This window comes from Burkholderia sp. SIMBA_051 (assembly GCF_046534915.1).
GTDB lineage: Bacteria > Pseudomonadota > Gammaproteobacteria > Burkholderiales > Burkholderiaceae > Burkholderia > Burkholderia ambifaria.
The window spans coordinates 311,679-324,802 of sequence record NZ_JAWRXS010000001.1; the positions used below are offsets into that span (position 1 = coordinate 311,679).

Annotated in this window: 8 protein-coding genes; 5 read left to right on the plus strand and 3 right to left on the minus strand. The window is 63.2% G+C overall.

Annotated elements, in window-relative coordinates; translation table 11 throughout:
- The first annotated feature begins 388 nt into the window (after positions 1-388).
- From SB771_RS01365 to SB771_RS01385, 5 genes are all read left to right on the plus strand, one after another.
- Positions 389-1,369, plus strand: coding sequence for an aminotransferase class IV (locus SB771_RS01365; RefSeq protein WP_175659510.1), 981 nt, complete (start codon positions 389-391; stop codon positions 1,367-1,369).
- A gap of 382 nt (positions 1,370-1,751) precedes the next feature.
- Positions 1,752-3,071, plus strand: coding sequence for a DUF1329 domain-containing protein (locus tag SB771_RS01370; protein ID WP_244096727.1), 1,320 nt, complete (start codon positions 1,752-1,754; stop codon positions 3,069-3,071).
- 16 nt (positions 3,072-3,087) lie between these two features.
- Complete coding sequence (locus SB771_RS01375) at positions 3,088-4,794, plus strand: DUF1302 domain-containing protein (RefSeq protein WP_175659511.1); 1,707 nt, start codon at positions 3,088-3,090, stop codon at positions 4,792-4,794.
- Between the two features lie 7 nt (positions 4,795-4,801).
- Positions 4,802-7,201, plus strand: coding sequence for an MMPL family transporter (locus tag SB771_RS01380; RefSeq protein ID WP_208446584.1), 2,400 nt, complete (start codon positions 4,802-4,804; stop codon positions 7,199-7,201).
- A gap of 19 nt (positions 7,202-7,220) precedes the next feature.
- Positions 7,221-8,189: a WD40/YVTN/BNR-like repeat-containing protein gene (locus SB771_RS01385; protein WP_244096728.1), complete on the plus strand. Its 969-nt coding sequence runs from the start codon at positions 7,221-7,223 to the stop codon at positions 8,187-8,189.
- A 545-nt stretch (positions 8,190-8,734) separates the two neighbouring features.
- On the opposite strand, the gene SB771_RS01390 is transcribed toward SB771_RS01385, so the two are convergent.
- From SB771_RS01390 to SB771_RS01400, 3 genes are all read right to left on the minus strand, one after another.
- Positions 8,735-10,375: a GMC family oxidoreductase gene (locus tag SB771_RS01390; RefSeq protein WP_175659513.1), complete on the minus strand. Its 1,641-nt coding sequence runs from the start codon at positions 10,373-10,375 to the stop codon at positions 8,735-8,737.
- Between the two features lie 223 nt (positions 10,376-10,598).
- Positions 10,599-11,537: an alpha/beta hydrolase gene (locus SB771_RS01395; protein ID WP_244096729.1), complete on the minus strand. Its 939-nt coding sequence runs from the start codon at positions 11,535-11,537 to the stop codon at positions 10,599-10,601.
- Between the two features lie 45 nt (positions 11,538-11,582).
- Positions 11,583-13,073, minus strand: coding sequence for a flavin-containing monooxygenase (locus SB771_RS01400; protein WP_175659515.1), 1,491 nt, complete (start codon positions 13,071-13,073; stop codon positions 11,583-11,585).
- Positions 13,074-13,124 lie beyond the last annotated feature (51 nt).

Below are 13,124 nucleotides of genomic sequence, written 5' to 3' on the forward strand. Positions count from 1 at the left end.
TCGGGCATGTCGTCAGTCTTCGGAATCGCCCGGGACGACCGATACTATCGCCTTTTTTGATCATTTGTCCAAGTCACTAGACTACGTAATAATCAGCATTGCCAAAAGCGACGCGGAGTAAGACGCTCGCTGCACGTTTGCCGAACGTCGGGCTGAAGGCTGCCCCGCTCGCGCGTCGGTCGCCCATCACAGAGGGTTAACCTTCATCGACAACGCATTTTTCGAGCAATACTTTTCTACTACACGGTCATTTGATCAAGTCATGTGGCAGACTTTCAGCCGGATAGCCAGGCAGCAAGCCATCCGCAAAGTAGCGCACCGCGACCCGGTCGCTTTCTGACATCAACGCCGAACGGCAACTCTCCCACGGGAGCGAAAGGTAATTACCATGGCAATCATCCAAGTCCAGCAGATCATGCATGAGCACCCGTTGCATGCTCGTGCACCGCATGAACCCCGCTACGCGGACGGCAGCGCCTTCTGCGACGGCAACTATGTCCCCATCACCGAAGCGACCGTCCCGCTCGTCGACGCCGGCTTCCTGCATGCCGACGCCGCCTACGATGTGGTCACCGTGTCGCGAGGCAACTTCTTCCGGCTCGACGATCACCTCACCCGCATGGAAGAGTCGGCCGCGAAGTTCTTCCTCGAGAATCCGTTCAATCGCGACCAGGTCAGGGAAATCCTGCACAACCTCGTGCGCAACGCCGGCCTGAAAGACGCATACGTGTGGTGGTGCGTCACCCGCGGCCCGCTGAGTGTCGATCGCCGCGACCGCAGCGCGATGAAGAACGCGATGTTTGCGTTCGCGGTGCCGTTCTTCTTCCAGGCGGACGACGAGATCCGCACGCGCGGCTCGAACCTGCTGGTCAGCAAGCGATACAACCGAATCTCCGCGAAAGCGGTCGACCCGACGGCCAAGAACTTCCACTGGATGGACATGAAGCTCGCGCTGTTCGAAGCGATGACGCAGGAAAAAGACTGGGCCGTGCTCGTCGACGAACACGACAACCTCACCGAAGCGGCCGGCGCGAACATCTTCTTCATCAAGAACGGCGAGCTCTATACGCCTGCCGAAGGCTGCCTGCTGGGTATCACGCGCCAGAGCGTGTTCGACATCGCCGCCGAGCTCGGCCTGAAGGTGAACATCGGCACATACACCGCGACCCAGTTGCGCGAAGCCGATGAAGCGTTCACGTCGTCGTCCGCGGGCGGGATCATGCCCGTCAGCGCGATCGACGATCAGCCGCTCGGCAATCGCAGCGGCCCCGGCCCGATCTCCGAGAAGATTCACAACCTGTATTGGGAGAAGCGCTGGGCAGGCTGGCACGCGCAGCCGGCCGAATACTTGTCGTCGGTCGCGGCATAAGCCGACGCCACCCGACGGTGGCACGCGTACGGAGCCGCGCCGGTCGAGCAGACCGTACCCGGCTTCGGTAAACGAAAGCCAGCTGCATGCAGCACACACCGTCCGGCACGCCATCAGGTGTGCCGGACAACCCGGCACCGATGCAACACGTATGAACGGGCCGGTTGATTCATGCAAAAGACGGTAAAACACACGTTACGAATCAATTGCGACGGAAATCGCTACGTTCGCATGCGTTCGCGTATGCCCAACCCTTTTGACGGGCGCACGTTACCCGGTCAAGGTCAAGGAGATTGATGTGGTCAAGACGCATTCTTTCAAACAATCCGCTTCGCTCGTTCGATCGGCAGCGAAATCGTCGCTTCTCGCTTCCGCGGTCGCGATGACTTTGACCAGCGCGTTTGCGGAAGGGTTGGACTCGTCTCATACGCCGTCCGGCGCCGAGATCACCGGCACCGCCAGCGGCATTCCCGCATGGGCGCCGGTCGGCAACGTCGGGTCTGGCTGGACGTTCGGCAAGCGCCGCGCGGATTTCTTCAAATACAAGTCCGACAAGCCGCTGTACACGATCGACGCCAGCAATGTCGACAAATACGCGGACAAGCTCAATCCCGGCCAGATCGCATTGTTGAAGAACCTGAAGGGCTTCACGATGCCGGTCTATGCGTCGCGGCGCACCTGCGGCGTCCCGGATTTCGTCGCTGAGAACACGAAGAACAACGTGGGCTTCGCGAAGATGTCAGCGGACGGCTCTGAACTTGCCGATGCCCGCCTGCCCGGCTACCCGTTCCCCGCGCCCAAGACCGGCGCGGAAGTGATGTGGAACGCGAAGCTGCATTACCGCGGCGGCGGCGTCGAGATGCGCGACATCATCACCGTCGTCTCGCCGCGCAGGGGTGCGTCCGACTGGATCAAGAACGTGTCGGACGCGTGGATCTACCAGCCGTGGGGCGACAAATCCGGCACGACGTTCGCGAAGGTCAACCAGGTCGAAGGCAACGCGTACTACGCGTACAAGTCGCCGGCCGCCATTGCCGGCCAGGCCGCGATCTTCACGACCTACGCCGGCAAGCCGACCGAAGTCTTCTACTACTTCCCCGGCCAGCGCCGTACCCGCCGCATGCCGTCGTACGCCTACGACGCACCGCAGATCGGCTTCGACAACCAGTACAACATAGACGAAGCGATGGTCTTCTCCGGGCAGACCGACCGCTTCTCGTGGAAGCTGCTCGGCAAGAAGGAAATGATCGTGACCTACAACGACCTGGGCATGTACGACTTCTCCGACAAATTCGAAGACGCGTATGGCCCGGACTTCGTGAATCCGTCGAAGCGCCGCTACGAACTCCACCGCGTGTGGGTCGTGGAAGCCACGGTCAAGCAGGGCATGCGCCATACCGCGCCGAAGCGCCTGTTCTACGTCGACGAAGACAGCTGGAGCTACCTCGGCGCGGTGGACTACGACGCGCAGGGCAACATCTCGAAAGTCCGCGAGGGTTACATCATTCCGGTGTACGAGACGGGAAGCTGCGACACGCTCGCGTTCGCTCAATACAACCTCGTCGACGGCCGGTACCTCGTGGACGGTTCGATGCTCGCGGCCGGGCGGGACGCAAAATGGTCGGTCGATTCGTCGGCGGACCAACACTACAAGCCGAGCTTCTACAACGCCGACAATCTTCGCGCGTTGAGCGAGCGTTGACAGGTGCCGACACAAAATGGCTACCCCCTCCTCATTTCAGCCCCGCTCCAGTGTGGCGTTCGTACGCGCGGCGGTCTCGGCGCTCGTCGCCCTCGGGTGCGGCAGCGCGCACGCCTTCACGTTCACGATCGGCAATGTCGAAGGCAGTTTCGATTCGACGGTGTCGGCCGGCGTCGGAATTCGAACCGCGTCGCCGAGCAGCAATCTCGTCTCGCCGACCTATGACGCGGCCACCGGTGCACCGACCGGTGGCGGCCGGCTCGGTCAACTGAGCGGGCTCTCCGATCAAGGCGACATCAACTACAAGAAGGGCGATCCGTTCACCAGCTATCTCAAGGGCAACCACGAGCTGCTGCTGAAGATGCCGTCGCAGGGGCTGACGTTCATGGCGCGCGGCACCTGGCAATACGACTACTCCGGCACCCGCACGTCCGGCGCGACCAGCGGGCAGGATCTCTTCTACAATCCTGCGCCGAGCCTGAGCGGCGGACTCCCGTCCAATGCCGAGAAGAACATCCGCTTCAAGCCGCGCCTGCTCGACCTGTGGGTCAGCAAGCAGTTCAACGTCGGCGACCAGATCACGCGTATCCGCGTCGGTAACCAGGTCGTCAGCTGGGGCGAAAGCATCTGGGAAGTCGGCGGGATCAACGCGACGAACGCGATCGACGTGAATCGCGCGTCGCAGCCCGGCGCACAGGTCAAGGAAATCATCCTGCCGGCCCCGATACTGAGCGTCGCGTCCGGCCTGGGCCACGGCGTGAACGTCGAAGGGTACGTCCAGAGCAACTGGAACCAGAACTATCTGCCCCCGGTCGGCAGCTATTGGTCCAACCAGATCGTCGGGCCCGGCAACAACGCATATGGCGTGGCCACCGTGCATCCGAAGAACGGCGGGCAGTACGGTTTCTCCGTCCGCTATCAGCCCGCGGGAACGGATCTGAATCTCGGCTTCTATACGATCGCGTACCACGACAAGTTTCCGCAGGTGTCGCTGAGCTCGACGGGTGGGACCGTCTTCAGGTTTCCTGAAGACCGCCACATGATCGGTGTCAGCGCGAACTTCCCGGTTGGCGACTGGGCGATCGGCACCGAGCTCTCGTACCGTCCGCGCGACGCCGTTCCGCTGAATCCGGCCAGTGGATGCGTCGCGCAAGGCGGCAACTGCTGGGTCGACGAGAAGCGTTTCCAGTGGCACCTGACTACCCTCTACTCGCTCCAACCGGGCAATTCCGGCGCATTCCTCAAGCTGCTCGGCGCGCAGACCGCCACGCTGACGACCGAGACGGTGATCATTGCCTATCCGGGGCTTCACAAGAACTATGGCGGCTCGCCGATTTCTCCCGGTGCGCTGCTGTGGGGGAACGAATTCAACGATCTGTTCGCGACCGGCGCACTCAACTCGCCGGGTAGTGCACAGGGCACGAAATACTCCGGCGGGATCGACGTCGATTTCAACTGGGTCTACGACGGCACCGTCATTCCCGGGTGGCAGGTCAATCCGGGGATATACGTCCGGTACGGCCTGTTCGGCAATACGCCGAACGTGAACGCCCAGTTCATGCGCGGCGTGACGGCGATGAACCTGTATGTGAATTTCATACAGAACCCGGCGAACTGGCAGGTCGCGTTGAACTACACGCGCTTCATGGGCCCGACCAACCCGCTGGCCAACCCGCTACGTGACAGGGACTTCGTGGCTGTCGTCGCATCTCGCAATTTCTGAGGTCAATATGAATCAAACGCCTGTTTCCGACGCAGCCCGACCCGGCAAGCTGCTGAGAATGCTTCATACGCTGGAAAATGCGCTGTTCGGTCACAGGCGGCTCGTTCTGGCACTTCTGGTTCTGTTCACGGTCGTCATGGCCTGCTTCGCCGTGAAGCTTCGCATGGATGCGGGATTCGAGAAGCAGCTTCCCCTCGGCCACGAATACACGGAAACCTTCAACCAGTATCGCGGCGACCTGCTCGGTGCCAATCGCCTGATCGTCGTCGTCAAGGCGCGCCATGGCAGCATCTGGACGCCCGCCGCGTTGAAGCGGCTCTACGACGTCACGCAGGCGGTCACGTTTTTGCCGAACGTCTCGCGCAGCAGCGTTCAATCGCTCTGGACGCCCAATTCATTCGTCAACGAGATCACCGAAGACGGCTTCCGGGCCGACCCACTCATTCCCGGCACCGTGACGCCGGATCAACTCGACGGCAACACGGTCAGCGCCATTTCGCGCTCGACTGCGCAGGGCGGTTTCGTCGGCAATCTCGTGTCGCGCGACCAGACCAGCGCGATGGTCACCGCGGACCTCAACGAGCTGGACGCGAAAGGCGAGCGGGTCGACTACGTCGCATTCGACCGCGCGCTCGAATCGCAATTGCGATCGAAGTTCGAAGACGCGAACTACGAGATCCAGATCATCGGTTTCGCGAAACAGATCGGCGATATCGCGAACGGCGCATCGTCCGTCCTGAAGTTCTGCGCGATCGCGCTGCTGCTGACCGCATTGGCTGTCTACTGGTACTGCCGCTCCGTGCGCCTGACGATTCTGCCGCTGACCTGCTCGCTCGTCTCGCTCGTCTGGCAGTTCGGCACGCTGCATCTGCTCGGCTACGGACTCGACCCGCTGGGCGTGCTGGTGCCGTTCCTCGTGTTCGCGATCGGCGTGTCACACGGCGTCCAGCAGATCAACTTCATCGTTCGCGAGATCTCGCACGGGAAGTCCGTCGAGCAGGCCGCCCGATCCAGCTTCAGCGGGCTGCTGATTCCCGGAACGCTCGCGCTGGTGACCGCGTTCGTGTCCTTCGTCACGCTGATCCTGATCCCGATTCCGATGGTCCGCGAGCTCGCGATCACCGCTTCGCTCGGCGTCGCGTACAAGATCGTCACGAATCTGGTGATGCTTCCGTTGGCCGCGTCCCTGCTCAAGGTCGACCCCGGCTATGCGAAGAACGCCGAGCTGCATGCCGCCCGCCGCGGCCGCGTGCTGCGCGTGCTCGCGAAAGTCGCGGTTCCCCGCAACGCGGCGATCATCCTGCTGGCCGCCGTCGTGGTCTTCTGCGTGGCCGCGTGGGAAAGCCGCGACCGCGTAGTCGGCACGCTGCAGGCAGGCGCGCCGGAGCTGCGCGCGGATGCCCGCTTCAACCAGGACTCGGTGTCGATCGCATCGAGCTACGACGTCGGCCTCGACTGGATGTCCATCGTCTTCGAGGCGCCGCCGCAGTCGTGCAACAACGTGGAGATCGGTGCGTATCAGGATCGCTTCGTGTGGTCGATGCGCGCCGTTCCCGGCGTATTGTCGGTCGTGTCGTTTTCTTCGCTGCTGCGTCAATACAACGAGGGGTACAACGAAGGCAACCCGAAGATGTCGGCGATCCCGATCGATCCGGACAACTATTCGTCGCTGGCCGGCGAGGTGGCCCGCACGCCGGGCGTCATGCGCAAGGACTGCAGCATGACCGCGGTGAACATCTATCTGGCCGACCACAAGGCAACGACGATCAATCAGGTGATCACCGCCGCCAAGCATTTTCGCGACACGAACAAGCTGCCTGGCGTGAAGATCCGGCTCGCGTCCGGAAACGCCGGCGTTCTCGCCGCGGTCAACGACGAAATCGAGCGCAGCGAGCTGCCGATGATGCTTTACGTGTACGCGACCATCGTGTTGCTCGTGCTCGTCACGTACCGCGACCTGCGCGCCGTGCTCGCCTGCTGCCTGCCGCTGACGATCGGCACGTTCATCGGGTACTGGTTCATGAAGGAGCTGCAGATCGGCCTGACCGTCGCCACGTTGCCGGTGATGGTGCTCGCGGTCGGCATCGGTGTCGATTACGCGTTCTATATCTACAACCGGCTGCAACTGCATCTGGCCAACGGCGTGGGAATCGTCAAGGCGCTCGAACAATCGATCCTCGAGATCGGCACGGCGACCATCTTCACGGCCATCACGCTCGCGATCGGCGTGGCCACCTGGTCGTTCTCCGAGCTCAAGTTTCAGGCGGACATGGGCAAGCTGCTGGCATTCATGTTCATCGTCAATATGGTCATGGCCATGACCGTGCTGCCCGCCTTCGCCGTGTGGCTCGAGCGCCTCTTCCCGAGGCGCCGGCCCGCGCGCGCCCCCGGCCTGCTCGCTCATTGAAGAAGAGGATTCCACGATCATGAATCACAAGATGCGCGCCATTTCGGCTGCTATCGTCGTCGGCGCAACACTGCTGGGCGGCATGCAATGCGCGGTATCCGCACCGGAACTCAAAGCCGTGCCGGCCGTCCAGTCGAGCATTGCGACGCAGTCGGCCGTGCTGGATGCAACGTGGGCGGGGCCGCGGGTCGTGAGCGTCGGTGCGAACGGCATCATCCTGCTGTCCGACAACCGCGGCGCGACGTACCGCCAGGCCAAGGCCGTACCCGTGAGCTCGACGCTGACGTCGGTCAGCTTCATCGACGCCAACACGGGCTGGGCCGTCGGCCACTGGGGCGCGATCCTGAAGACCACCGACGGCGGCGAGACCTGGCAGCTACAGCGGCTCGCGGCGACCGAGGATCGCCCCCTCTTCGGCGTTCACTTTGTCGATGCGAACCACGGCGTGGCCGTCGGGCTCTGGTCGCTGATCCTCGTCACCGACGACGGCGGCAAGACCTGGACGAAAAAGGAACCCGTTCTTCCGAACGGCAAGAAGTCCGACCTGAACCTGTTCGGTATTTTTTCGAACGGCAACGGCGATATTTTCGCGACCGCCGAGAAAGGGCATCTCCTCGTGTCGAAGGACAAGGGCAATACGTGGGAGACGATCGAGACCGGTTACAAGGGCTCGTTCTGGTGCGGCGTCGCGCTGCCCGACGGTGTGCTGCTAGTCGGCGGACTGCGCGGCACGTTGATGCGAAGCGACGACAACGGCCACACCTGGTCACGCGCAGCGCTCGATACCAGGAACTCGATCACCGCACTCACGTCCAGCGGCTCGACCGTGCTGGCCGTGGGTGTCGACGGGGTGCAGGCACAAAGCGCCGATGACGGAAAGACATTCAAGCGCGTGCATACCGACACCGGGACGACCTACACGGCCGCACTCCCGTCGCCTGGCGACAAATGGCTGGTTTTCTCTCGCGACGGGGCGATCTCGCGGTAACGACTCGATGTCCGATCGGCGCAGCGGGCCGCGATGGAAAAGCGCGGCTCGCTGCGTCGACGTCGTCCCGCCCGAGACAGATGGTGTAGTCATCGCGCGACGGGGCGCGCGTGTCGCGGATACGAGAAGAACCCGATGCGGAAGCGGCATGTGGACGAAGTGCTGTCTGCGTGCCGCGAAGCTTGCCGCTGATTGCCCAACGACGACCCATCCTCCTGTCAGCCGTGCTCTATATCACATCGTTACGGGCGCGTGACCGTGTTGCGGACCGCGCTCAAGCGCCGGATAGCGTTCCAGGCGCCAGTACATGACACGACGAATTGAAGATGGCGCTCGGCACGATGCGCTGAAGCCATTCGGGCATGGAAGCCGATGACGAACCCATGTCGTCAGCCGGGCCGGGGCACGCCGATCGGGGTTGATCGGCTGAGCGATGAGTTGATGGGCCTTCCGACAGCGGACGTTGCAGCGCATGCGACGCTGCCGCAACGTCCGTGCACGATCGAGGCTTTCGTGCCGACGCATGCCGGCGCGAGAAAGGATCGTCAAACGCCAATTCCGGCTTTCACTGCGGCATGGCCGCCGGAAAATCGCGAGATCCCCCGAATCAGGTCCGACGCCTTCTCTCCGATCATGATCGTCGGCGCGTTCGTGTTTGCCCCAACCAGCGTCGGCATGATCGACGCATCGACGACACGCAGGCCCTCCGTGCCCCGCACGCGCAATTGAGCGTCGACGACGGCGAGCGCGTCGTTCCCCATGCGACACGTTCCCACCGGGTGGTAAACGGTGTCGGTCCGCTCGCGCAGCAGCGCGCGTATGTCTTCGTCCGAGCGCGACCGGGACGCATACAGATCTTCCGTCACGAACGCCGACATGGCCGGCGCCGCCATCAAGCGCCGCGTCAGCTTGTATCCCTCGACGAGAACGTCGAGATCGTCCCTGTGATCGAGGAATGCCGGATCGATCAGCGGCGCATCCAGCGGATCCGCGCTGCGCAGCTTCACCGATCCGCGGCTCTTCGGCCTCAGCACGCATACGTGACAGGAGATGCCGTGTCCCAGATGCATTTTGCGTCCGTGATCGCTGACGGGGCCGACGACGAAGTGCATCTGCACGTCCGGCCGCTCGAGATCGGGACGCGTCTTCAGGAACGCGCCGCCTTCGGCAAAATTGGTGGTGAGCGTACCGCTGCGCGATTTCCGGTATTGCCTGATGTCGGCCAGTGTCTTGAGCCCACCGCGTACCGATATGCCGAGCGCATCCAGGCTGTTCGTCTTGTAGCTGACGACGAAGTCCGGGTGGTCCTGCAGGTTCTGCCCCACACCCGGGAGATCGGCCACGACGTCGATCCCGTGACGCTGAAGTTCGTCCTTCGGACCGATACCGGACAGCATCAGCAACTGCGGCGACTGAAATGCACCCGCCGAAAGGATCACCTCCTTTTTCGCCCAGACCGTCTCGACATTCCCCGCGCGGGTGACTTCGACGCCCACGGCCCTGTTGCCGTCGAACACGATGCGCCGGACCTGCGCATTGGTTTCCACCGTCAGATTGCCGCGCGCGTTCATGTGCGGAAACAGATAGGCACGCGCGGCACTCCAGCGTTCGCCATTCTTCTGGGTCACCTGATAGATGCCGACGCCTTCCTGCTCCGCACCGTTGAAGTCGTCCGTGATGGGCAGGCCGCACTGCCGTCCGGCCTCCAGCCAACGCGCCTGGAACGGATTGTCCGTCCTCAGGTCGCTCACCCAGAGCGGGCCGCCGCGCCCATGCCAGTCATTGCCGAGGCGCTCGTTATGCTCGCTTCGCTTGAAGTACGGAAAGACGTCGTTCCAGCCCCAGCCTTCGTTGCCGAGCGCGGCCCAGTCGTCGTAGTCGGCATGATGGCCGCGCGTGTACACCATCGCATTGATCGCGGACGATCCGCCCAATGCCTTGCCGCGCGGCTGATAGCCGCGCCGCCCCTGCAGCCCTTTCTGCGGCACGGTTTCGAACGCCCAGTTGTTCAGCCGGGACGGGATCATCAGCACCAGGGCGGCCGGCACGTTGATCGGCCATCCGTTGCCGGTGCCGCCCGCTTCGAAGAGGCAGAGCGTCGCATCGGGGTCTTCGGTCAGGCGCGAGGCCAGCACACTGCCTGCCGAGCCGCCGCCTACAACAAGATAATCGAATGAGTTCTTCACGGGTCTGTGTCCTGGATAGATGCCTGAGCGCTTCACAAGCAACTATCTGATGCATCGATTCCGCCGCTCGCGTCGCAACTCCCTCGAGCCGGTGTGCGATCGGCTTCATTCCGTCACGCATCAGAACTGTGTGGCCGCATCGGCAACGATGGAGATCCCCCATCGAACCGCATGCGGCCACGGAATGGCGATAAGCGCGATTCAGATCGCGACCGCCGACGTATCAACGGTGCTGCGCGCCGTCGAGCAACTTCCGGAAACTTGCGACGCCCTTGTCGATCCACGTCTGCGCGCCGGGGGAGATTGCGCCCATGTCGAAGAAGCCGTGCAGCATGCCGTCGGACCGGATCGTGTCGACCTTGACGCCGCTGGCGTGAAGCAAGCGGCCGTATGCTTCGCCCTCGTCGCGCAGCGGGTCATATTCGGCGGTCACGATGACCGCCGGCGGCAACCCCGCGAGGTCCTTCGCGTGGATCGGCGCGAGCCGTGCATCCTGCGGGTTCGTCCCGTCGGCCACGTAATGCCGTTCGAACCACGCGATCGTCTCGCGGTCGAGCAGATAGCCTTCACCGTTTTCCGTGAAGGACGGAAAGCCTGAGCGATCTCCCGCCACCGCCGGATAGATCAGGAACTGGGCGGCCAGCGAAATGCCGTCGGCATGCAGTTGCTGCGTCACGACGGCCGCCAGATTGCCGCCGGCGCTATCGCCGGCCACCGCCACGACGTCGCTTCCGCCGAGCTCTCCCGCGTTCGCGATCACCCATCTGGTCGCGGCGATCGCGTCGTCCGCCGCGGCCGGATACCGGTGCTCGGGCGCCAGGCGGTAGTCCACCGAGACCACGACCGCGTTCGCGCCGCGGGCCAACTCCCGGCAAATGTTGTCGTGCGTATCCAGATCGCCGATGACGAACCCGCCGCCGTGGAGATAGACGACCGTCGCCAGATGGCGCTCCGCGCTCGGACGATAGAGCCGTGCGCGCAGCGAGCCGGCCGCGCCGGGAACGGTCAGGTCTTCCACGCGGTGAAGATCGACCACGGCTTCCGGTGCGCGAACGGCGCGCGCCAGATGCAGCATCAGTCCGCGCGCTTCTTCCGGCGTGGACTGCGGCAAGGGTTTCGCGCCGGACCCGGCAAAGGATTCGAGAAAACCCGCGAGATGCAAATCGAGTGCCATGACATCACCTTGTAATCGAACGTTGGGCGGGGATCAGCGATACACGAGGACTTCGGCGTCCGGGCTCAGCTCCGGAATGGTCTTGCGCTCTTCCTCGTACTCGAAGTGGTGCTGCCACGGCATGCGATCGCCGCGCATGTGCATCTGGTGTTGCGAGCGCATCACGTACCCGGCATTGAAGTTGTTCGGATCCGTCCAGGGCAGCCGCTGCATGTCGGCGTCTTCGTCACGCAGGCGCGGCTCCACCGTCTTCGCGCCGACCTTGTCCATATGCGCGAGTACACGGCACGTGAATTCGCAGACGAGATCGGCACGCAGCGTCCAGCTCGAACGGTAGTAGCCGTAGACGAACGCCATGTTCGGGATACCTTCGATCATCATCCCGCGGTACGACACGCGCTTGCTCATGTCGACCGGAGCGCCATCGAGCCGGAATGCGATCTGGCCGAAAGCGCTCATGTCGAAGCCGGTGGCCGTCACGACGATGTCCGCGTCGAGGTGTTCGCCCGATGCCAGCGTGATGCCGCTTTCGTCGAACGCTTCGATGGTGTCGGTCACGACCGATGCTTTCCCGTCCCGGATGACCGCGAAGAGATCGCCGTCGGGGACGGCAGCCACGCGCTGTTGCCACGGGCGATAGCTCGGATTGAAATGCTTGTCGACGTCGAACCCTTCCGGCAGCTGTTGCCGCGTCTCGTTGATCAGCCAGTCGCGCACCGCGTCCGGGTTCGCCGTGGACAGGTTGATCAGGTCGAAGGTCTGCTTCAGGTGCGCGCGCCGCAGAATCTCCGAGCGCCATTCGTCGGGAAGGTTGAGTTCACGAAGCGTTGCGTCCAGCTGGTGGGTCCACGGCACCGCCGTGAAGAACGTCGGCGACCGTTGCAGCATCGTCACGTGCGCCGCGGTGCCGGCCAGTGCCGGAACCAGCGTCGCGGCGGTTGCGCCCGAGCCGATGACGATCACGCGCTTTCCGGCATAGTCGAGGTCTTCGGGCCAGTGCTGCGGATGAACGACCGTTCCCTTGAAACGATCGAACCCGTTCCACTTGGGGGTAAAGCCCTGACGATGGTCGTAGTACCCTGCGCCCAGCCACAGGAAGCCGGTGGTCATCGTGAAACGTTCGCCGGTATCGTTGCGCGACACCTCGACCGTCCAGCGCTTGTGTTCACTCGACCAGTTCACCGTTTGAACCCGATGCCCGTAGTGGATCTTCGAACCGAGGTCATACTCGTCGATGACTTCGCCGAGATAGCCGTGGATCTCCTCCGCCGTCGCGATCGAGCGGCCCTGCCACGGGCGGAATCCGAATGCGTACGTGTACAGGTCGCTGTCGGACCGTGCGCCGGGGTAACGATGCGTCCACCAGGTCCCGCCGAATCCGTCCATGGCTTCCAGAATGGCGAACGAGCGCCCCGGCAGGTTCATGCGGAGATGGCATGCTGCATCGATCCCCGAGATTCCCGCTCCAATGATTAGTACATCTACGTGCTCATGCGAACACGCAGCTGTTTGTTTCTCAGTCATGAGATCCCTCCGATGACCAGTTATTGAAGATATCCGTCACGCCGCGCGGCA